At 70.4% G+C, this 20,512-nt stretch carries 24 protein-coding genes; 13 read left to right on the top strand and 11 right to left on the bottom strand.

The window, feature by feature from the left end; translation table 11 throughout:
- Window positions 1–12: 12 nt before the first annotated feature.
- Together HJG44_RS06950 and HJG44_RS06955 are read left to right on the top strand one after the other, a co-directional pair.
- Window positions 13–330 carry a DUF3572 domain-containing protein gene (locus HJG44_RS06950; protein ID WP_171217631.1) on the top strand — a complete coding sequence of 106 codons (318 nt, stop codon included), beginning with the start codon at window positions 13–15 and terminating at the stop codon, window positions 328–330.
- 11 nt (window positions 331–341) lie between these two features.
- Window positions 342–1,694, top strand: a complete 1,353-nt coding sequence (locus HJG44_RS06955) for a DNA polymerase IV (RefSeq protein ID WP_346767135.1) — start codon at window positions 342–344, stop codon at window positions 1,692–1,694.
- On the opposite strand, the gene HJG44_RS06960 is transcribed toward HJG44_RS06955, so the two are convergent.
- On the bottom strand, window positions 1,600–2,436 hold the full coding sequence (locus HJG44_RS06960) for a cell envelope integrity EipB family protein (RefSeq protein WP_171217632.1): 837 nt from the start codon (window positions 2,434–2,436) through the stop codon (window positions 1,600–1,602). The two genes, HJG44_RS06955 and HJG44_RS06960, sit on opposite strands and share 95 nt — an antisense overlap.
- A 115-nt stretch (window positions 2,437–2,551) precedes the next feature.
- Here HJG44_RS06960 and HJG44_RS06965 point away from each other — a divergent pair, with 115 nt between their 5' ends.
- The 4 genes from HJG44_RS06965 to HJG44_RS06980 all read left to right on the top strand — a co-directional run bounded on the left by HJG44_RS06965 (window position 2,552) and on the right by HJG44_RS06980 (window position 5,549).
- A complete protein-coding gene (locus HJG44_RS06965) occupies window positions 2,552–3,025 on the top strand; it encodes a RidA family protein (protein ID WP_346767116.1) in 474 nt (157 codons plus the stop codon).
- On the top strand, window positions 3,022–3,768 hold the full coding sequence (locus HJG44_RS06970; protein ID WP_171217633.1) for a glycerophosphodiester phosphodiesterase family protein: 747 nt from the start codon (window positions 3,022–3,024) through the stop codon (window positions 3,766–3,768). The genes HJG44_RS06965 and HJG44_RS06970 overlap by 4 nt, the downstream gene beginning before the upstream one ends.
- 55 nt (window positions 3,769–3,823) lie before the next feature.
- On the top strand, window positions 3,824–5,023 hold the full coding sequence (locus HJG44_RS06975) for a GNAT family N-acetyltransferase (protein ID WP_171217634.1): 1,200 nt from the start codon (window positions 3,824–3,826) through the stop codon (window positions 5,021–5,023).
- 100 nt (window positions 5,024–5,123) lie between these two features.
- Window positions 5,124–5,549 (top strand): HIT family protein, encoded by a 426-nt coding sequence (locus HJG44_RS06980; protein WP_171217635.1) that lies wholly within the window; start codon window positions 5,124–5,126, stop codon window positions 5,547–5,549.
- Here HJG44_RS06980 and HJG44_RS06985 read toward each other — a convergent pair.
- From HJG44_RS06985 to HJG44_RS07005, 5 genes are read right to left on the bottom strand one after another with little or no spacing between them, the layout of a single operon-like run.
- A complete protein-coding gene (locus tag HJG44_RS06985; protein WP_171217636.1) occupies window positions 5,546–6,772 on the bottom strand; it encodes a molybdopterin-binding protein in 1,227 nt (408 codons plus the stop codon). The two genes, HJG44_RS06980 and HJG44_RS06985, sit on opposite strands and share 4 nt — an antisense overlap.
- A complete protein-coding gene (gene moaC, locus HJG44_RS06990; protein WP_171217637.1) occupies window positions 6,769–7,248 on the bottom strand; it encodes a cyclic pyranopterin monophosphate synthase MoaC in 480 nt (159 codons plus the stop codon). Before moaC ends, HJG44_RS06985 begins: the two co-directional genes overlap by 4 nt.
- Entirely contained in the window at window positions 7,245–8,054 is an 810-nt protein-coding gene (gene trpC / locus HJG44_RS06995; protein WP_171217638.1) for an indole-3-glycerol phosphate synthase TrpC, read from the bottom strand. The genes moaC and trpC overlap by 4 nt, the downstream gene beginning before the upstream one ends.
- Window positions 8,051–9,073: an anthranilate phosphoribosyltransferase gene (gene trpD / locus HJG44_RS07000; protein WP_171217639.1), complete on the bottom strand. Its 1,023-nt coding sequence runs from the start codon at window positions 9,071–9,073 to the stop codon at window positions 8,051–8,053. Before trpD ends, trpC begins: the two co-directional genes overlap by 4 nt.
- 6 nt (window positions 9,074–9,079) lie before the next feature.
- Window positions 9,080–9,700 carry an anthranilate synthase component II gene (locus HJG44_RS07005; RefSeq protein WP_171218186.1) on the bottom strand — a complete coding sequence of 207 codons (621 nt, stop codon included), beginning with the start codon at window positions 9,698–9,700 and terminating at the stop codon, window positions 9,080–9,082.
- 109 nt (window positions 9,701–9,809) lie between these two features.
- Here HJG44_RS07005 and HJG44_RS07010 point away from each other — a divergent pair, with 109 nt between their 5' ends.
- The 6 genes from HJG44_RS07010 (at window position 9,810) to HJG44_RS07035 (ending at window position 15,250) form a co-directional block, all read left to right on the top strand.
- Window positions 9,810–11,000, top strand: a complete 1,191-nt coding sequence (locus HJG44_RS07010) for a glycosyltransferase family 4 protein (protein WP_171217640.1) — start codon at window positions 9,810–9,812, stop codon at window positions 10,998–11,000.
- 120 nt (window positions 11,001–11,120) lie between these two features.
- Window positions 11,121–11,444 (top strand): preprotein translocase subunit YajC, encoded by a 324-nt coding sequence (gene yajC / locus HJG44_RS07015; RefSeq protein ID WP_171217641.1) that lies wholly within the window; start codon window positions 11,121–11,123, stop codon window positions 11,442–11,444.
- Between the two features lie 26 nt (window positions 11,445–11,470).
- Complete coding sequence (gene secD, locus HJG44_RS07020) at window positions 11,471–13,078, top strand: protein translocase subunit SecD (protein WP_171217642.1); 1,608 nt, start codon at window positions 11,471–11,473, stop codon at window positions 13,076–13,078.
- An 11-nt stretch (window positions 13,079–13,089) separates the two neighbouring features.
- The gene (gene secF / locus HJG44_RS07025; RefSeq protein WP_171217643.1) at window positions 13,090–14,031 is read left to right on the top strand and encodes a protein translocase subunit SecF; all 942 of its coding nucleotides are present in this window, start codon (window positions 13,090–13,092) and stop codon (window positions 14,029–14,031) included.
- Window positions 14,031–14,417: an MTH938/NDUFAF3 family protein gene (locus HJG44_RS07030; protein WP_171217644.1), complete on the top strand. Its 387-nt coding sequence runs from the start codon at window positions 14,031–14,033 to the stop codon at window positions 14,415–14,417. Before secF ends, HJG44_RS07030 begins: the two co-directional genes overlap by 1 nt.
- Window positions 14,417–15,250, top strand: coding sequence for a phytoene/squalene synthase family protein (locus tag HJG44_RS07035; protein ID WP_171217645.1), 834 nt, complete (start codon window positions 14,417–14,419; stop codon window positions 15,248–15,250). The genes HJG44_RS07030 and HJG44_RS07035 overlap by 1 nt, the downstream gene beginning before the upstream one ends.
- Before the next feature lies 1 nt (window position 15,251).
- On the opposite strand, the gene trmFO is transcribed toward HJG44_RS07035, so the two are convergent.
- Both trmFO and HJG44_RS07045 read right to left on the bottom strand, forming a co-directional pair.
- Window positions 15,252–16,685 (bottom strand): methylenetetrahydrofolate--tRNA-(uracil(54)-C(5))-methyltransferase (FADH(2)-oxidizing) TrmFO, encoded by a 1,434-nt coding sequence (gene trmFO / locus HJG44_RS07040; protein ID WP_171217646.1) that lies wholly within the window; start codon window positions 16,683–16,685, stop codon window positions 15,252–15,254.
- 118 nt (window positions 16,686–16,803) lie between these two features.
- On the bottom strand, window positions 16,804–16,956 hold the full coding sequence (locus HJG44_RS07045; protein WP_171217647.1) for a DUF1127 domain-containing protein: 153 nt from the start codon (window positions 16,954–16,956) through the stop codon (window positions 16,804–16,806).
- A 292-nt stretch (window positions 16,957–17,248) separates the two neighbouring features.
- Between HJG44_RS07045 and HJG44_RS07050 the strand changes: the two genes are divergently transcribed.
- On the top strand, window positions 17,249–18,124 hold the full coding sequence (locus HJG44_RS07050) for an ATP-binding protein (RefSeq protein WP_171217648.1): 876 nt from the start codon (window positions 17,249–17,251) through the stop codon (window positions 18,122–18,124).
- Between the two features lie 10 nt (window positions 18,125–18,134).
- Here HJG44_RS07050 and HJG44_RS07055 read toward each other — a convergent pair whose 3' ends face one another.
- From HJG44_RS07055 to HJG44_RS07065, 3 genes are all read right to left on the bottom strand, one after another.
- Window positions 18,135–18,767 (bottom strand): SGNH/GDSL hydrolase family protein, encoded by a 633-nt coding sequence (locus HJG44_RS07055; RefSeq protein ID WP_171217649.1) that lies wholly within the window; start codon window positions 18,765–18,767, stop codon window positions 18,135–18,137.
- Between the two features lie 165 nt (window positions 18,768–18,932).
- Window positions 18,933–19,160 carry a hypothetical protein gene (locus HJG44_RS07060; RefSeq protein WP_171217650.1) on the bottom strand — a complete coding sequence of 76 codons (228 nt, stop codon included), beginning with the start codon at window positions 19,158–19,160 and terminating at the stop codon, window positions 18,933–18,935.
- A gap of 21 nt (window positions 19,161–19,181) precedes the next feature.
- Window positions 19,182–20,381, bottom strand: coding sequence for an amidohydrolase family protein (locus tag HJG44_RS07065; protein ID WP_171217651.1), 1,200 nt, complete (start codon window positions 20,379–20,381; stop codon window positions 19,182–19,184).
- Between the last annotated feature and the right edge of the window lie 131 nt (window positions 20,382–20,512).

Here is a 20,512-nt window from a genome sequence, read left to right on the forward strand (position 1 = left end):
GAAGACATGTTGATGAAAGGCAAATTCACCGGTCGACACACTGGGCGCGGCTCAAATGATACAAGTCACGCCGAAAATGTGGCGCTCGCTGCGTTCAATCGCCTCATTGCCGAGCCGGAAAGGCTGGCGGGCTTCCTGGCCGTGACGGGATTGCGGCCCGACACCATCCGGCAGGCGGCCGCGCAGCCCGGCTTCTATGCGGCGATTCTCGACCATGTCTCGTCCGACGAGGAACTTCTCCTCGCCATCGCGGGCGAGATCGGGCTCGACCCGGCCGAGATCGCCGCCGCCCGCGCGAGGCTCTCGCCCGAGGCGACGTTCGAGCCCTGAACGTGGCGCGGATCCCGACGATCTGCCGGGACTGCGAAGCCGGCGAGGACACGCCGGAAGGCGAACGCTGCGCCCGCTGTGGCTCCCCTCGCCTGCTCCGCCACCCGGAGCTCGACCGCCTCGCCATCGCTCATGTGGACTGCGACGCCTTCTACGCGGCGGTCGAGAAGCGGGACGATCCGGCTCTGCGCGACGTCCCGGTGATCGTAGGCGGCGGGACGCGCGGCGTCGTGGCCACCGCCTGCTACATCGCCCGGACCTACGGCATCCGGTCCGCCATGCCGATGTTCAAGGCGCTCAAGGCCTGCCCTCACGCGACGGTCATCCGGCCGAACTTCGACAAGTATTCGGCCGTGGGCCGCGAGGTGCGCCGGCTCATGCTGGAGCTGACGCCTCTCGTCGAGCCGATCTCGATCGACGAGGCGTTCCTCGACCTCACCGGGACGGAGCGCGTCCATGGCGCGGGTGCGGCCCGCACGCTCGTGCGCTTCGCCCGGCGGGTCGAGCGCGAGATCGGCATCACGGTCTCGGTCGGGCTCTCGTACAACAAGTTCCTGGCCAAGATCGCCTCCGACCAGGAGAAGCCGCGCGGCTTCTCCGTCCTCGGTCGGTCCGACGCGCTCGACGTCATCTCGCCTCGCCCCGTCGGCATCCTGCCCGGCATCGGCAGGCAGACCGAGGCGCGGCTGCAGAAGGCGGGCCTCCGCCTCGTGCGCGACCTCCGCGACCGCCGCCCCGAGGAACTGATCCGCCTGCTCGGACGGGACGGCGAGCGCCTGGCCCGCCTCGCCCGCGGCGAGGATGCCCGCAAGGTCGAGCCGCGCCGCGAGGCGAAGAGCGTCTCGGCGGAGACCACGTTCAACGCCGACATCGCCCGTTTCGAGGAGCTCGAGCCGATCCTGTGGCGGCTCTGCGAGAAGGTGTCGCTCCGGCTCAAGCGCTCGTCGCTCGCCGGCCGTAGCGTCGTCCTGAAGCTCAAGGACCGGAACTTCCGGCTCGCGACCCGGACGCGGTCGGGCCTGCCGGCGACCCAGCTGGCCCGGCGCCTCTTCGAGCCCGCGCGGGCGATGCTCCGGGACGAGGCGGACGGGACCTATTTCAGGCTCATCGGGGTCGGCGCCTCCGACCTCTGCCCGGCCGAGGAGGCCGATCGCGGCGATCTCGCCGACCTGCACCTCGCCGAGGAGGTGAAGGTCGAGGCGGCGATCGACCGCATCCGCGAGAAATTCGGAGCGGCAGCCGTGCAGAAGGGCCTCGCCTTTCCCTTCGTCAGCGCTGGCACGGCTTCTCAGGCAGGAGCTCCAGCCGCGTCATCTCCCCCTTCAGGGCGAAATCCCCGTAATCGAGGCGGAGAGCCCGGCTGACGCCGTTCTCGTAGAGGTCGAAGCTCAGCACGTAGATCGGCGTCTGGTCGCTCCGGCCCGGCTTGAAGTAGCTCATCGTGACCGGCCAGCGAGCCAGCTTGGCGAGGCCTTCCTGCCGGGCGGGCTCCTCCAGGCCCTCCAGGTTGCCCGGCTCGATCCGCTTCCCGATCACCGACAGGGTCTCGTAGACGGTGCGACCGTCGTCCGACCCGTCGAAGATCTTCATTGCGAGCGTGGTCTTTCCGGCGCGGGCCGCCGCGATGAGGTCGCGCATCTGGGTGTTCGGGAACACCGCGTCGCCGTCGAGCGAGACATTGTCCCGCTTCGGCGACTTGAGCCGGACGGAGAGCGGCCCGTTCGGCTTGCGCTCGGCGCTGCCGTCGACGCTCTGGCCCGGACCCTCGCCCGAGCCCGTGTCGTTGCGGAAGCGGAAGGTCCGCCCGTCGCCGCTCTCGAAATTGGCCGTGCGCAGGTCGGAGGTCTTGGTGCCCGCCTCCGCGCTCTGCATCACGGTGACCTGGCGGAACTTGAGCGCATAGCCCTCGCAGGCATCCCCCGTGAAGTCGAAGGCGATGCGGCCGCGGGCCGATTCGATCGTCCGGGCCCCCCGGCTCGATGCGAGGGAGAGATCGTAGACCACCCGGTGCGGCGCGAGGTGGGGCGGTTTCTCCGCCGCGACCTGTGCCTGGGCGGGGAGCGCGAGCAGGAGCGCCGTCGAACCGAGAACGACCGAGAACCGCATGATGTCTCCGGGAGCCGAATGGCCGAAGATAGGGATGCCGGGCGGCGCGCGGCAACGCGCGCTTGCAGGCCCGATGCGTGTCGTCCAGAAATCCGGCGGAAACGGGGAGTCGGACGTGGCAGGACAGATCGAGGCGGCGCTGACCAGGCTCGGGATCGAGCTGCCCCGGCCGGCGGCGCCGGTTGCGAACTACGTGCCTTTCGTCGTGGCGGGGCGGCTCGTGACGATCTCGGGCCAGCTTTGCCTGGGACCGGACGGCAAGCTTGCGTCCGAGCATGTCGGACGCGTCGGCATGGACGTCTCCGCCGAGGCCGCGAAGGAGGCGGCCCGGCTCTGCGCCATCAACGTCATCGCCCAGCTCAAGGCAGCCGTCGGTGACCTCGACCGGGTCACGCGCTGCGTCCGGCTCGGCGGCTTCATCGCCGCGCAGACCGACTTCACCGGCCATGCCGGGATCATGAACGGCGCCTCCGACCTGATGGTGGAGGTGTTCGGCGACAAGGGCCGCCATGCCCGCTCGACCATCGGGGTCGCCGGCCTGCCGCTCGGGGCGGCCGTCGAGGTCGAGGCGACCTTCGAGGTCGAATGACCGCTCCCGCCTGGCTGACCGAGCGGCCGATCGCGCATCGCGGCCTGCACGATGCCGCGCACCGCTTCGAGAACACCGTCTCGGCGGCCGAGGCCGCGATCGCGGCCGGGTTCGCGATCGAGTGCGACGTGCAGCTCTCGGCCGATGGCGAGGCCATGGTCTTCCATGACCACGATCTGGATCGCCTGACCGGTGCAGCGGGTCCGGTGCGGGAGCGGAGCGCGGCCGAACTCGGCAGGCTCGGGATCGGCGGCAGCGAGGACCGGATTCCGACGCTTACGGAGTTCCTGGACCGGATCGGCGACCGCACCCCGCTCGTCGTCGAGATCAAGAGCCGCTTCGACGGCGACGAGCGGCTGGCGCGCCGAACGGTGGAGATTCTGACCGGGCGGCGCGGACGCCATGTCGTGAAATCCTTTGATCCTGCGATCATCGGATTGGTGCGACGCATTGCGCCGGATCTGCCCCGCGGCATCGTCGGGCAATCGCGCTACGATGCCGGCGATGCCGCACAGCTTCCGCCCGAGCGCCTGCGCGCCATGACCGACCTGCTCCACTGGGACGAGACCCGGCCCGATTTCGTCTCCTGGCGGCACCTCGATCTGCCCTGCGCGGCCGCCTTCCTGCCGCGGCGGCTCGCCGGCGTGCCCGTGATGACCTGGACGATCCGGTCCGGGGAGGAGGCCTGCCGCGCCCTCCCCCATGCGGACCAGATCGTGTTCGAAGGCTTCGTGCCTGCTTGAGCGTCTGCAGGGGCTTCTTGCTGCCCACCGATCCCTCGCAGGCGGGGACTTCCGGATGAGCGCCTCCAAAGATACGGAACCGGGGCTGACGATCGCGGTGGCCACCGGGCTTTCCGACCTGCCCGCTTCCGAGTGGAACGCCTTAGCGGGGACGGACAACCCGCTGGTATCACATGAATTTCTGGCGTCGCTCGAAGATTCCGGCTGCGTCGGCGGACGTACCGGCTGGTCGCCTGCGCATCTGGTCGTGTCGCGCGCGGGCGCCGGCCTCGCCGCCGCGGCGCCCTGCTACCTGAAGTCCCACTCCATGGGCGAATACGTCTTCGACCGCGGCTGGGCCGAAGCCTACGAGCGCGCCGGCGGACGCTACTACCCGAAGCTCCAGGTCAGCGTGCCGTTCACGCCCGTGAACGGACCCCGCCTCCTGGTGGGCCCGGGCCAGGATGGGGCCGCGATGCGCCGCATCCTGCTGTCCGGCCTTGAGGCGCTGCGCGAGCGGACGGGCTCGTCCTCCCTCCACCTGACCTTCCTGGAGGCCGGCGACCGGCAGGCCGCCGAGGAGGCGGGCTTCCTGATCCGCACCGACCAGCAGTTCCATTGGCTCGACGACGGCTTCGGCAGCTTCGACGGCTTCCTCGGCGCGCTCGCCTCGCGCAAGCGCAAGGCGATCCGGCGCGAGCGGCGCGACGCGCTGGCGCCCGGCATCGGGATCGAATGGATCACGGGCAGCGCGATCACGGAGGCGCATTGGGACGCCTTCTTCGCCTTCTACATGGATACGGGCTCCCGGAAATGGGGGCGGCCGTATCTCAACCGCCGCTTCTTCTCCCTGATCGGCGAGCGGATGGCCGACCGCATCCTGCTCGTCATGGCGAAGCGCGCCGGCCGCTACGTCGCGGGCGCGATCAACTTCATCGGGCGGGACGCGCTGTACGGCCGGAACTGGGGCGCGATCGAGAACCACCCCTTCCTGCATTTCGAGGTCTGCTACTACCAGGCGATCGAATTCGCCCTCGCGCACGGGCTGAAGCGGGTCGAGGCCGGGGCGCAGGGCGAGCACAAGCTCGCCCGCGGCTATCGCCCGGTCACCACCTATTCGGCGCACGGCATCGCCGATCCCGGCTTCCGGCGCGCCATCGCCGATTATCTCCGCCGCGAGCGGCTGTATATCGATCAGGCGCAGGAGGAATACGAGGAAGCCGTCCCGTTCCGGAGAGGCGAGCGGCCGGTCGAGCCGGATTGCGCCGAAGGCTGAAGCCATCCGGGCCGCGCATGGTCTTCCCGCGACGCCGGTTCCCACATCGGCGGACGATGCGCTAAGCAGCCCGCGCAGCCACATCGCCCGAGCGGAGCCCATGAGCGCCTACGACCCGTCGAACGTCTTCGCCAAGATCCTGCGCGGCGAGATGCCGGCCGAGAAGGTCTACGAGGACGCCAAGACCCTCGCCTTCATGGACATCATGCCGCGCACCGACGGGCACGTCCTCGTGATCCCGAAGGCGCCGGCCCGCACCTTCTTCGACCTCGGCCAGGAGGATCTCGCCGCCCTCTTCGCCAGCGTGCAGAAGGTCGCGCGGGCGGCGGTCGCCGGGCTCGGTGCCGACGGCCTCTCGATCCAGCAGTTCAACGAGCCGGCCGGCGGACAGGTCGTGTTCCATATGCATGTCCACGTCCTGCCGCGCTGGAACGGCGTGTCGCTGCGCCCGCATACGGGCGAGATGGCGCCCAGGGACGTGCTGGCCGCGAACGCGGAGAAGATCCGAGCCGCCCTGAAGGCCTAGCAGAAGCGATCGAGCCGGATGAGGCGGCAGCGCTCGCCCGCCTTCGCGGCAGGCGCGTGCGGGGTGCGCACGACCAGCGCCTCGGAGGCGGCCAGGGTGGCGAGCATGGAGGAATCCTGCCGCTGTTCCGGCGTGGCGACGAGCTCGCCCTCGGGCGCTCGCTCGAGCTTCGCGCGCATGTAGTCCTGGCGCGTGTCGTTCGCCGGGAGGTCGCGGCCGAGGATGCCGGCTTCCGACGGATCTTCCCCGGCGCGCGGATCGCCGAGCAGCGCCCTGATCGCGGGCGCGACGAACAGGATCCCGCACACGATCGAGGAGACGGGATTGCCGGGCAGGCCGAGGAGAAGCATGGGCCCGAGCCGGCCATGCATGAGCGGCTTTCCCGGCCTGAGCGCGACACGCCAGAACCCGAGCTCCATCCCGCCCTGTGCCAGCGCCGTCTGCACGAGGTCGTGCTCGCCGACCGAGGCGCCGCCGAGCGTGACGAGGAGATCGGCCCGGACGTCCCGGGCCGCGCCGATCGCGCGCTGCAGGTCCTCGAGCGTGTCTCGAGCGATGCCGAGATCGATCGCCTCGCCGCCCGCCCGCTCGACGATCGCGCGGAGCGCATAGGGGTTCGAGGCGACGATCTGGTCCGGGCCCGCGGGCTCGCCCGGACGGACGAGCTCGTCGCCCGTCGCCAGGATCGCGACGCGCGGCTTGCGCCGGACAGGCAGCTCCGGATGGCCCATCGCGGCCGCGAGCGCGAGCCGGCGCGCATCGATGCGCTCGCCCGCCCGGATCAGCACGTCCCCGGCCCGGAAGTCGAGCCCGGCCGGGCGGATGAAGCGGCCGGCGGCCGCGGCGGCGCGGATCTCCACCTCGGACTGCCCGAGATCGGTATCCTCCTGGATGACGATGGCGTCGGCGCCCTCCGGGATGGGCGCGCCGGTGAAGATGCGGACCGCCTCCCCTGCCCCGACCCGGCCGGCATGGCCGCGCCCCGCCACGCTCCGGCCCACCACCCTGAGCCGAGCCGGCAGCGCCGCAAGATCGGCCGCGCGGACGGCGTATCCGTCCATCGCCGAGGCCGCGAAGGGCGGCTGCGTCCGAAGCGCCGCGAGATCGCCCGCGAGCGTCCGCCCGGCCGCCGCCTCGATCCCGACCCTCTCCGCCTCGACCGGCTCCGCGACGCTCGCGAGGATGCGCCGAAGGCCCTCCTCGACGGAGATCAGCGCGGTCACGGCTCGGCCCGGTACTCGCCGGAACGGCCGCCGCTCTTCGACAGGAGCCGGATCCCTTCGATGCGCATGCCGCGATCGGCGGCCTTGACCATGTCGTAGAGCGTGAGGCACGCGACGGAGACCGCGGTCAGCGCCTCCATCTCGACGCCGGTCTGGCCGGTGACCGCGACCTCGGCCGCGACCCGCACGCCGGGCAGAGCATCGTCGAGATCGCACTCGACCTTCACCTTGGTCAGGAGGAGCGGGTGGCAGAGCGGGATCAGTTCGTGCGTGCGCTTGGCCGCCATGATGCCGGCGAGCCGCGCGGTGCCGATCACATCGCCCTTCTTGGCGTCCCCGGCCCGGATCAGCGCGACCGTCTCGGGCAGCATGACCACCCGGCCCTCGGCCCGGGCGAGGCGCGCCGTCCCGGGCTTTTCCGAGACGTCGACCATGTTGGCCGCGCCGGTCCGGTCGAGATGGGTGAGCTCGCTCACGCGACCTCGACGAGAGCCGGCGAAAGGAGCCGGCGCGTCGCCTCGGCGACATCCGCCTGCCGCATCAGGCTCTCGCCGACCAGGAAGGCGTGGATGCCGCAGGCCTGCAGCCGTGCGATGTCGGCCGGGTTCGCGATCCCGCTCTCGGCCACGACGATGCGGTCCTTCGGGACCATCGGGGCGAGCCGCTCCGAGGTGGCGAGGTCCGTCCGGAAGCTGCGCAGGTCGCGGTTGTTGATGCCGATCAGGTCGGCGTCGAGCCTGAGCGCCCGCTCGAGCTCCGCCTCGTCGTGGACCTCGACCAGCACGTCCATGGCGATGGCCTCGGCCGTCCCGATCAGCGCCTGCGCCTCGTGGTCGGTCACGGCCGCCATGATGACGAGGATGCAGTCGGCGCCCCAGGTCCGGGCCTCGAAGACCTGGTAGGGATCGAACATGAAGTCCTTGCGGAGCGCCGGGAGCGAGCAGGCCCCGCGCGCCTGCTGCAGGTATTCCGGCCGGCCCTGGAAGGAGGGCTCGTCCGTCAGGACGGAGAGGCAGGTCGCGCCGCCCTCCTGGTAGGCCCTGGCGAGCGCGGCCGGGTCGAACTCTTCCCGGATCAGGCCCCTCGACGGGCTCGCCTTCTTGATCTCGGCGATCAGCGCCGGCCGCCGCTCGGCCAGCTTCTCCCGGATCGCCGCCATGAAGGCGCGCGGCTTCGGCACCGCGAAGGCGCGGTCCTCCATTTCGTCGGGATCGATCCGCTCCTTGGCGGCCTCGATCTCGCGCCGCTTGTAGGCGGCGATCTCGCTCAGGATGTCGTTCATGGAGATCCGTCGTTCGACACCGTGACCAGGCGCTCCAGCGCAGCCTTCGCGGCGCCGCCGTCGACGGAGGCCGCCGCCTGCGCGACCCCCTCCCTGAGATCGTCCGCCTGTCCGGCAACGACGAGGGCCGCGGCCGCGTTCAGGACTGCGACATCGCGGTACGGGGTCCGTTCCCCGTCCAGAACGGCGCGCAGCTCGCGTGCATTGTGCTCGGGATCGGCGCCCTTCAGGTCCTCCGGCCGGGCGCGCGCGATGCCCACCTCCTCCGGCGTGATCGTGAAGGAGCGGATGCTCCCGTTCTCGAGCGCGACGACCTCGGTCGGCCCGGTGGTCGTGATCTCGTCGAGCCCGTCGGAGCCGTGCACGGCCCAGACCCGTTCGCTCCCAAGTTCCCCGAGCGCGCGGGTCAGCGGCTCGAGCCAGGCGCTGGAGAACACCCCGAGCACCTGCCGCCTCACGCCGGCGGGGTTCGCGAGCGGCCCGAGCAGGTTGAACAGGGTACGCGTGCCGAGTTCGACGCGGGCCGGCGCGACGTGGCGCATGGAGGCGTGGTGCGTCTGCGCGAACATGAAGCAGAGCCTCGCCTCGGCGAGGCAGCGCTCAAGGCCGCGCGGATCGAGCCCGAGCCGGACGCCGAGCGCGCCGAGCACGTCCGCCGCCCCGGACTTGGACGAGGCGGCGCGGTTGCCGTGCTTGGCGACGGTCACGCCAGCGCCGGCCGCGATGATCGCCGCGAGGCTCGAGATGTTGTAGCTGCCGGACCCGTCCCCGCCCGTGCCGACGATGTCGATTGCCCCCGCCGGCGCGGTGACGCGCAGCATGCGGCCGCGCATCGCCTCGACCGCCCCGATGATCTCAGGCAGCGCCTCGCCCCGGACGCGCAGCGCCATCAGGAAGCCGCCCGCCTGCGCGGGCGTCACCTCGCCGGAGAGCAGCGTCTCGAAAGCCTCGCGCGCCTCCTCGCGCGTGAGCGCGGCGCCGGTCGCGACCTTGGCCAGATAGGGCTTGAACGAGTCCATGCCGCGTCAATGCACGGCGCGGTCAAGCTTGTCACGCCGCGCCGCATTCCACGTTCGGGCAAGCTCCAGGAAGTTCCCGACCATCAGCCGGCCGTGCTCGGACGACACGCTTTCCGGATGGAACTGCACGCCGTGGATCGGCAGCGCCCGGTGGGAGAGGCCCATGATGCAGCCATCCGCGGTCTCGGCCGTGACGGCGAGCTCCTCCGGGCAGGTGTCCCGCCTGACGACGAGCGAGTGGTAGCGCGTCGCCCGGAAGGGGCCGTTGATGCCGCGGAACAGCGTCTCGCTCCGGTGGCGGATCTCGTCCACCTTGCCGTGCATGGGCGCAGGCGCCCGGACGACCTCGCCGCCGAAGGCCTGGCCGATCGCCTGCAGCCCGAGGCAGACCCCGAGCGTCGGCACCTCCGGCGCGACCTCCCGGATGAGGTCGAGCGAGATGCCCGCCTCGTTCGGGGTGCAGGGCCCCGGCGACACGACGATCGCATCGGGCGCCAGCGCCCGGACTTCGGCGAGGGTCACCTCGTCGTTGCGCACGACCTCGATCGAGTCCGCGAGCGGGCCGATGAGGTGGACGAGATTCCAGGTGAAGGAATCGTAGTTGTCGAGGACGAGGACCTTGGGCATCGGCGGAGAGGCGGGCAGGCTCCCATCTGCCGCCCGCATGGCGGCTCGGTCAAGGATATCCTTCAGCGGGCGCTAACCGGTCCCGTGCTAGCGCCCGTCCCGGCCCGCGATGCGCATCCTTCTCGCCAATACAGGCCATCCGGCCACGATCAGGGGCGGCGCGGAGGCGGCCGTGCTCGACCTTGCGCATGCCCTCGCCGGGCGCGGCCACGAGGTGGCGCTCGTCGTCCACCATGCCGGGCGCGAGCTCCGAGAGACCGAGGATCGGGGCGTGCGGGTCCATGCGCTCCCGAACCGGAACCTCTATTTCGGCTTCGACGGACGCCGCCGCCCGGCTCCGCTCCGGCTCGCCTGGCACGCGCTCGACAGCGCGAACCCGCTCATGGCGGAGGCATTCGGACGCATCCTCGACCGGGAGAAGCCCGATATCCTCAACACGCATGTGGTCGTCGGGCTGTCGCAGCTCGTCTGGCGCGAGGCGGCGCGGCGGGGCGTCCCGATCGTGCATTACCTTCACGAATACGGGACCATGTGCCCGCGCGGCTCGGCCTTCCGCGACGGGCGGCTCTGCGCCTCGCCCTGCATGACCTGCAGCCTTCTCGCCCGCCCGCGCAGGCGCCTGTCGCGGCTCGTCGGCACGGTCGTGGGTGTCAGCCGCTTCACGCTGCAACGGCATCTCGACTGGGGCTTCTTCCCGAACGCCCGGACGGCCGTGATCCCGAACGTCTTCCAGGGACTCGCCTTCCGCGCCCGCCCGCCCGCCCGGCCCGGCCCGCTCCGGCTCGGCTATTTCGGCCGCCTGATCCCGGACAAGGGGGCGCATCTCCTGCTCGAGGCGCTGCGCAGGCTGCCGCAGGACGGCTGGACGCTCGCCATCGCCGGCACGGGCGAGGAGAGCTACGTCTCGGCGCTCGAGGCCGCTTCGGGCCCGAATGTCCGCTTCCTTGGCTGGACGGGCGCGGAGGCGTTCTTCCCGCAGATCGATCTCCTCGTCCTCCCCTCGATCTGGCCGGACCCCCAGCCGCGGGTAACCTTCGAGGCCTTCAGCCACGGCGTCCCCGTGCTCGGGTCGCGCGCCGGCGGCATCCCGGAGGAGATCGACGAGGGCGAGACCGGGTGGCTCTTCGACGCGGGCTCGGCAGAGGATCTCGCGCGCGTCCTCGCCGCCCGCATCGCGGACCGCGCCGACCGGGCGATCGGCCCCGCCGCCTTGGCCGCGAGGCTTGCGCGGCTGCAGCCCGATCGGGTCCTGGCAGAGTACGAGCGGGTTTTCGAGGAGGCTCGGGCGGGAGGCGCGTAAGGACGTCGCTTCGTTGCTTGCGCGGACGCGTCAGCAACCTCATTTGCTCCCGGAACGGCCGTCGTGATAGGCGGCGCAGCTCAGCCCCTGTTCAGATTCCGTGCCTTTGAGGAGCAACCTTTGATCACGCCCGCCTTCGCGCAAGCACCGGGGCTGCCCGCGACCGACACGCTCATCCAGTTCGTGCCGTTCGTGCTGATCTTCGTGATCATGTGGTTCCTCATCATCCGGCCGCAGCAGCGCCGGGCGAAGGAGCATGCGGACATGATCAAGGCGGTGCGGCGCGGCGACACGGTGGTGACGACCGGAGGCATCGTCGGCCGGGTCACCAAGGTCACGGACGATCCGGAGATCGAGGTCGAGATCGCGGACGGCGTGCGGGTGAGGCTCATCCGCACCATGATCGCGGAGGTTCGCACCAAGGGCGAGCCGGTCAAGGCCTGACGGCCAGGGGATTCGGCGACGGCGCCATGCTGCGGTACTCGAAAACCAAGACGATCCTGACGCTCGGCGTCATCCTGCTCGGGCTTCTGCTCGCGGTGCCGAGCATGATGTCGAAGGAGCAGCGCGACGCCTATCGCGCCGCGATTCCGTCCTGGGTTCCCTCCTGGCTCATTCCCCACCGTGCCATCGTGCTCGGGCTCGACCTCCAGGGCGGCTCCCACATCCTGCTCGAGGTCGACCAGCCGGACCTGGTCCGGACGCAGGTGGTGGCCCTGCGCGACGACGTGCGGCGCGTGCTGCGCGAGACCGGGGTCGCGGCCGAGGGAGGCATCCAGACGACGCCGCGCGGCGTGCAGCTCCGGGTCGGCGACCAGGCGGCCCGCGCGCGGCTCGTGCCGAAGCTGCGCGAACTGTCGCAGCCGATCACCAACGCGATCCTCGGCCAGACCGGCGCCCGCACGGTGGAGGTGACCGAGGGCGAGGGCGGCCTCGTCCAGCTCACCCTGTCCGAGCAGGGCATCGCCGACCGCGTCCGTCGGGCGGTGGACCAGTCGATCGAGGTCGTGCGCCGCCGCGTCGACCAGCTCGGCACGACGGAGCCATCCATCCAGCGGCAGGGCGCCGACCGCATCCTCGTCCAGGTGCCGGGCCTGCAGGACCCGACGCGGCTGGAGGAAATCCTCGGCCGGACGGCGAAGCTGGAATTCCGCCTCCTCGGCGACAGCGGGTCGACGGATACCGAGCTCATGCCGTCGCGCGATTCCGGCGGCCAGCGCGTGCCGGTCGAGCGCCGGGTCATCGTCTCCGGCGAGGACCTGACGGACGCGCAGCCCGGCTTCGATTCGCGCACGAACGAGCCGATCGTCAATTTCCGCTTCAACCTGCGCGGGGCGCAGCGCTTCGGCGAGGCGACGACGCAGAATGTCGGCCGCCCGCTCGCCATCGTGCTCGACAACGAGGTGATCTCGGCCCCGCGGATCCTCCAGCCGATCACGGGCGGGTCCGGGCAGATCTCGGGCCGCTTCACCGTGCAGCAGGCGAACGACCTCTCCGTGCTGCTGCGCTCCGGCGCCTTGCCGGCGAAGCTCAACATCGTCGAGCGCCGCACGATCGGGCCGGGCCTCGGCCAGGACTCGATCGAGGCCGGCAAGATGGCGACCTATATCGCGACGCTACTGGTCGCGGCCTACATGTTCGCCACCTACGGCGTCTTCGGCTTCATCGCCAACATCGCCCTGATCGTCCATGTCGGCCTGATCTTCGGCCTCATGTCCGTGCTCGAAGCGACGCTGACGCTGCCCGGCATCGCCGGCATCGTCCTGACAATCGGGACGGCGGTGGATTCCAACGTGCTGATCTACGAGCGCATCCGCGAGGAGGCGAGAGCGGGAAGATCGGTCGTCTCCGCCATCCAGGCCGGTTTCGATCGGGCCTTCGCGACGATCATCGACTCGAATTCCACGATGGCGATCGCGGCCCTCATCCTGTTCTTCATGGGGTCGGGGCCGGTGCGCGGCTTCGCCGTGGTCTTCATCCTCGGCATCCTCACGACCGTGATCACGGCCGTGACGCTGACCCGCATGATGATCGCGCTCTGGTACGCCTACGCCCGCCCCAAGGCCATTCCGTTCTAGGACCGAGACCCGTGCGCCTGCTCCGCCTCTGGCCGGATGAGACCCGCTTCGACTTCATGCGGCTCCGGCATTTCTCGTTCCCGTTCTCGGCGGCGATCTCGATCGCGATCGTCGTCACGTTCCTCACCGTCGGGCTGAACTACGGCATCGACTTCACGGGCGGCACGCTCATCGAGATGCGGGCCAAGGACGGCAAGGCCGATGTCGGCCCGATCCGCGAGGCGGCGAGCGGCTTCGGCTTCGGCGAGGTCGAGGTGCAGGAATACGGCACCCAGGGCGGGGTCTCGCTGCGCTTCCGCATCCAGCCGGGCGGCGAGGCCGCGCAGACGGCGGTGGTCGAGAAGACGCGGGACGCCTTCGGCAGCGACTACGAGTTCGAGCGGGTGGAGACGGTCGGCCCGCGCGTCTCGGGCGAGCTCGTCCAGGCCGGCACGATCGGCGTCATCCTCTCCGTGCTCGCGGTCCTGGCCTATCTCTGGTTCCGCTTCGAGCGCGAACTCGCCGTGGCCGCGATCATCGGCACGCTGCACGACATCGTGCTGACGGTCGGCTTCTACGTGCTGACCCAGCACGAGTTCAACATGACCTCGATCGCCGCGATCCTGACGATCGTCGGCTACTCGCTGAACGAGACCGTCGTCGTGTTCGACCGGACGCGCGAGCTCCTGCGCCGCTACAAGCAGATGCCGACCGTCGAACTCCTGAACCTCTCCATCAACACGACGATGTCGCGCACCGCGATCACGTCGATGACGACCATCCTGGCCCTCGTCGCGCTCGTCATCTTCGGCGGCCGCGCGATCGAGGGCTTCGCCCAGGTGATGCTGGCCGGCGTCTTCATCTGCACCTATTCGGCCATCTTCATCTCCTCGCCCTCGCTCATCTATATCGGGCTGAGGAGCCGGCAGCGCGCGGGCGCGGGCGAGGCGGCGCTCGCGCAGCCCGCCGAGTAGTGGCCGAGGACCCCCGCCTCGGGCACGGCTTCGCGCCCGGGCGCCATCAGATCGATTCCTACGGCCAGGGCGGCTTCCGCTTCGCCGGCATGTCGCACAAGGGCTCGATCCTCGCCCTGCCGTCCGGGATCGTCGCCTGGCGCGTCGCCTCCGCGCGGGAGCTCACCCCGGCGGACCTGGAGCCGGCGCTCAGCGAGGTGCCGAGGATCGACTTCCTCCTCGTTGGGACGGGCCTCGAGATCGTGCCGCTCCCGCCGGAGCTGCGGCGGCCGTTCCGCGAAGCAGGCATCTCGGTCGACGCCATGCAGACCGGCGCCGCAGCCCGTACCTACAACGTGCTCGTGGCGGAGAACCGCCGGGTCGGCGCCGCCCTCATCGCGGTCTGATGACCGCCGAGGCACATTGCGAGGCGCTGGTCCGGGAAGGCGATCCGGACCGCTATTTCGCCACGCTCTTCGCGCCGGCCGACAAGCGCCCTTACCTCTTCGCGCTCTACGCCTTCTCCGGCGAGGTCGCACGCATCCGGGACGCGATCTCCGGCCCGATGCCCGGCGAGATCCGGCTGCAATGGTGGCGCGACGCGCTCGCGGGCGAGGCGCGCGGCAGCGTTGCCGATCATCCGGTGGCGGCAGCGCTCCTGGCGGCAATCGACCGCTTCCGCCTCCCGGTCCAGCCTTTCCTCGACCTCGTCGAGGCACGGACCTTCGATCTCTACGACGACCCGATGCCCGGCACGGGCGACCTGGAGGGCTACCTCGGCGAGACCTCGTCGGCCCTGATCCGACTCGCTTCGCTGATCCTGGCGGATGGCCGCGATCCGGGCGGGGCGGAGGCGGCCGGCCATGCGGGCCTGGCCTATGGCGTGACGGGATTGCTGCGCGCCCTGCCCTGGCACTCGCGCCGCGGCCAGGTCTTCATCCCGCGCGACATGTTGGAGCGGCACGGCGTCACGCGCGACGACATCGTCATGGGCCGCGGCGGGCCGGGCTTTCTCGCCGCGCTCGCAGACGCGCGGGCGCTCGCGCGCAGGCACATGGCGCGATTCGAGGAACTGCGCGGGAGCGTGACGGCCGAGATCCGGCCCGCCTTCCTGCCCGTCGCGCTCGTGCCCGGCTATCTCGCCCGCATGGAGAAGCCCGGCTACGATCCGTTCGGGACGGTCATCGACCGCCCGGCCTGGACCAGGATCGCCCGGCTGTGGCTGGCCTCGCGCGGCTGACCTATTCCGCCGCCTGGGGGAGCGGCTCCTCGCCGAGCCACCGGCTCAGATCCGCCCGGGCGCGGTCGGTCAGCGCGCGCTTCCTGGCCAGCGCCTTCTCCGAGCCGCGCAGGCGCCTGCCGTCCGGCGATTTCGGCGCGCGCTCGAGCGGCGGGAACAGGCCGAAATTGACGTTCATCGGCTGGAAGGAGCGCGGCTTCGCGGCCGAGACCTCCTCGTCCGGCTCGGCCGCGATATGCCCGCCCGTGATGTGGTTGATCAGGGCCCCGATGGCGGTGGTGGGAGGGGGCGGCTCGACGGCGCGCCCGAGCACCTCGGCGGCCGCGAAGCGCCCGGCCATCAGCCCGACGGCGGCGCTCTCGACGTAACCCTCGCAGCCGGTGATCTGGCCCGCGAAGCGGAGATCGGGGCGGAGCTTGAGGCGAAGCGTGCCGTCGAGGAGCTTCGGCGAGTTGATGTAGGTGTTGCGGTGCAGGCCGCCGAGGCGGGCGAATTCGGCGTGCTCCAGCCCCGGGATGGTACGGAAGATGCGCACCTGCTCGCCGTGCTTCAGCTTGGTCTGGAAGCCGACGAGGTTGAAGAGCGTGCCGAGCGCATTATCCTGGCGGAGCTGCACGACCGCATAGGGCCGCTCGTCCGGCCTGTGCGGATTGGTGAGGCCGACGGGCTTCATGGGCCCCCAGCGCAGGGTCTCGGGGCCGCGCTCCGCCATCACCTCGATCGGCAGGCAGCCGTCGAAATAGGGCGTGGAGGCCTCCCACTCCTTGAACGAGGTCTTTTCGCCCGCAATCAGCGCGTCGACGAAGGCCTCGTATTGCTCGCGCGAGAGCGGGCAGTTGATGTAGTCGGCCCCCGTGCCGCCCGGCCCGGCCTTGTCGTAGCGCGACTGGAACCAGGCGACCCCCATGTCGATCGTCTCGCGATAGACGATCGGCGCGATGGCATCGAAGAAGGCGAGCTCGCCCTCCCCCGTGAGGTCGCGGATCGCCTCAGCCAGCGCCGGCGAGGTCAGCGGCCCGGTGGCGATGATCGTGCGGCCCCAGTCTTCGGGCGGCAGGCCGGCCACCTCCTCGCGAAGGATGCTGATCCGCGGATGCGCCGCGATGGCGGCCGTCACGGCGCCCGAGAAGCCGTCGCGGTCGACCGCGAGCGCGCTGCCCGCCGGCACCTTGTGCCGGTCCGCCTCGCGCATGACGAGGGAGCCGAGCCGCCGCATCTCCTGATGGATGAGGCCGACCGCATTCGCCTCCGCGTCGTCGGACCGGAAGGAGTTGGAGCAGACGAGCTCGGCGAGCCCGTCGGTCCTGTGCGCTTCCGTGGCCCGCACCGGGCGCATCTCGTGAAGCACGACCTCGGCCCCGGCCTCGGCCGCCTGCCAGGCGGCTTCCGACCCGGCGAGCCCGCCGCCCACGATGTGGATCCTGCCTCCGACCATCCCGGCGGGTTAGCGGATCAGCGGGCCGGCCGGCAAGCCGATGCGACCTCCGGACGCGAAAACGCCCGCCTGGAGGGCGGGCGTTCGATGCCGTCTAATCCAGGACCACTGGGGGGAATTAGACGGCGGCTCCGCGGGCAACGCCCTCGATCTGATAGCGGGCGATGCCGATATCCTCGAGCTCGCGGTCGGACAGGCGCGACAGCTCGCGGACGGTCTCGCGATAACGGAGATATTCGCGGATCTTGGAGAGGATGACGGAGGTGAACATCGGTGTGGCTCGGAAATCGCGGTCGAGCCCGATGCCCGACCGTGTTGCAGTGCATATAGAACAGGCGGGCCGATCCAAGAACCGACCAAATTCCCGTCCAGACATGCAACAGATGCATACGTTCGCAACAATCCTGTAACGATCTTCCCCGTTGCCCAACGGCTCTCATGCGTCTGATGCAAATCGAGGCTGACGCGATATTGTGCAGCGCATGCTGCCCGCCTAGGCAGGCACTTAGGTTGCACGAGCCCGTGCCCCCTGGCTAATGGTGCCCTCCCCCAGAGCCGGAAGCATGATGTCGCCCGCCACCGAGACCGCCGCCCTCGCACTCCTGACCCGGATCGCCGAGGCGCTCGACCGGATCGCGCCGGCGTGTTCGCCCGTCCCGGACCTGACGGCCGCAGATGCCTTCGTCTGGCACGCGCCGACCCGGCACCTGTCCCCCGTCGCGCGCGTGAACCGGGTCGACATGGCGCTGCTGCGCGGCATCGACCGGATGCGGGACACGCTTCTGGAGAACACGGAGCGCTTCGCGCGCGGGCTGCCCGCCAACAACGCCCTTCTCTGGGGCGCGCGCGGCATGGGGAAGTCCTCGCTCGTGAAGGCGGTGCATGGCGAGATCAACGCGGCCCCGAACCGGCCCGAGCGGCCGCTCAAGCTCATCGAGATCCACCGCGAGGATATCGACACGCTGCCCGAGCTGATGACGCTGCTGCGCGCCGATCCGCACCGCTTCATCGTGTTCTGCGACGATCTCTCCTTCGACAGCGACGACACCTCCTACAAGTCGCTGAAGGCGGTGCTGGAGGGCGGGATCGAGGGCCGGCCCGACAACGTCATCTTCTACGCGACCTCGAACCGCCGCCACCTCCTGCCGCGCGACATGATGGAGAACGAGCGCTCGACCGCCATCAATCCCGGCGAGGCGGTCGAGGAGAAGGTCTCGCTGTCCGACCGGTTCGGGCTCTGGCTCGGCTTCCACAAGTGCAGCCAGGACGAGTATCTCGACATGGTTTTCGGCTATGCCGCCCATCTCGGGATCGACCAGGACAAGGCGGTGATCCGCGCCGAGGCGCTCGAATGGGCGACGACGCGCGGCGCCCGCTCGGGCCGGACCGCCTGGCAGTACATCCAGGACCTTGCCGGACGGCTCGGCGCCGCCCGCTGAGCGGCCGGCGCTACCGCACGATCACGGACCGGCGCGTGCGGAAGTCGTGGTTCAGCACGAGGCCCGAGATCGCGGCCGCGATCTTCTCGCCGCCGCGCGAGGAGGGCTCGATCGGGTTCGCGTAATCGGCCGGATCGGTGCAGACGAGGCGCAGGTCGATCAGCGGCAATCCATGCTCCGCCGCGATCCGGACGATCGGATCGTTCATGAAGGTCAGCGCCGCGACCGAGATGCGCTGGCGCGCCGGCTCCGGGTAGCTCGGATTGTAGATCGTGCAGAGCGCGGTCGGGAGCCCGCGGGCGAGCACGAGGTCCAGCATCGCCCGGTAGTCGCGCTCGAAGCCGCGGCCGATCTCGCCGAGCGTCTCCAGCACCTCCGCGACGGAGCGGGCGCCGCGCGCCAGCACTCCGGACTGGCCGAGCGCATCGTTGCCGCCGATGCTGAGGACGAGATGCGTGGCGTCGGCCGGAACGCGCGCGAGCTGGCTCCGCACCCCTGCCGTGGTGGCGCCGTCCACGGCGCAGAGCGTCGCCGTCCAGCCGGCCGGCAGGTCGTCGCGCACCTGGGCGACGACGTCCGGTCCACCCGCGACATAGGCCTTGTTGTCGAAGATCGAGTCCCCGAGGAGGACGAGGTGGGGCATGAGGATCCGTCAGGCGCGGCAGCCTGCGCCAACGGCCGAGCTCGGGCGTGGTTGCGGTCCGGAACGAACGTCTTCAGTCCGCGTGACGAGCCCACAAGGCGATGCCCCATCCGAACGCGACGGCGATGGCCGGAACGATGATGACTGCGAAAATCTCGAACGAGCTCATGGCCTCAGGTCTTTAAGGATCGAGCGGGTGGCAAGATGCAGCGCGCCCGACGCTGTGAGGAAGGTCGCGACGCCCAGGCCGAATGTCAACGTAGACACGCTGCCGCCGCCGGAGAACCCGAAGGTGAGCGGGGCAAAGGGCGCCACCACGCCGGCCGCGAAGCACGTACCGGCGGCCGTGTTCAGATAGTTCGCCGTCAGCTTGAGGCGTTCGTTATGCGCCAAGCTCACATGCCCGCCGCCCGCCTAATGCGCGACGATCTCCGGTAGCCTGTCGGCCGGCGGCGTGTTGCGGGACCGGCCGATGCGCGGGATGCCGTCGATCACCACCATCCCGATCCCAGGCAGGTCGCCGAGGCGCACGCATTCGAGCAGGTCCCTGCCGGCCGAGTGCTGCGCGCGGTCGAGCAGCACGAGATCCGCCGCCCGGCCGACCTCGATGATGCCGCAATCGAGCGAGCGCATCCGGGCCGTGTTGCCCGTACCCAGGCAGAACGCGACCTCGGCCGGGATGTCGCCGAGCGACGAGAGCATCGAGATCATCCGCAGGATGCCGAGCGGCTGCACGCCGGAGCCCGCCGGCCCGTCCGTCCCCAGGATGACGCGCCCGAGCTGGTCCATCTCGCGGGCGACGCGCAGCGTGTAGAGGGCCGCGCGCTCGTTGCCGTTATGAACGAGTTCGAGCCCCCGCGCGCAGCCCTCGCAGATGCAGCGGATCTCCCGGTCCGGCAGCGCCGTGTGCCCGCCGTTGATGTGCCCGACGACATCCGTGTCCGCCTCCAGCACGACGCTGGAATCGATCAGTCCCGAGCCCGGGATGGACGGCCCGCCCGTATGGATCGTGGACTGGATGCCGTATTTCCGCGCCCAGGCGACCATCTTCCGCGCCGTCGGCCCGTCCTTGACGTTGCCGAGCCCGACCTCGCCGAGGAGCTTCACGCCGGCTTCCGCCAGCTCCTTGAAATCGCTCTCCTCCAGGCCGGGCTCGATCACCGGGGCGCCGGCATGGATCTTCATTCCGCCCGGCCGGAACGCCGTGAAGCAGCGCTGGGCGTAGATCGCCATGGCCTTCACGCCGACCGGATCGCGCGGGCGGCCGGGCGTATGGACCTCGCCCGCCGAGATCATGGTGGTGACGCCGCCGTTGAGGGTCGAGTCGATCCAGTTGAGCTGGCTCTGCCGCGGCGTCCAATCGCCGGCGACCGGATGGACGTGGCTGTCGATGAGACCGGGCGCGATCGGCGAGCCCTTGGCGTCGATCACGATCGTCGCGCCCTCCTGGTCGACGTCCTTTCCCCGCCCCACCGCCGCGATCCGTCCGCCGACTGCGACGATCGTGTCGGCATCCAGGATCGGACGATCGAGATCGCCCGAGAGCATCAGCCCGATATTGCGGATGACCGTCTTGGCGTTCGGATCGAGCGTGGTCTGGGCGTCGTGGGCCATTGTTCACCGTCCGGATGCGATTATAAGCGCCGCAGCATCACGTATTGAGCGGCTGGGATCGTTAGTGTACTAACAATTCCCGTCGTGCAAAGTGGATCGCGTCGCCCGGGCGGCGCGTTCCGGTTCAGGAT

The sequence above is a fragment of the Enterovirga aerilata genome, from assembly GCF_013044135.1.
Taxonomy (GTDB): domain Bacteria; phylum Pseudomonadota; class Alphaproteobacteria; order Rhizobiales; family Beijerinckiaceae; genus Enterovirga; species Enterovirga aerilata.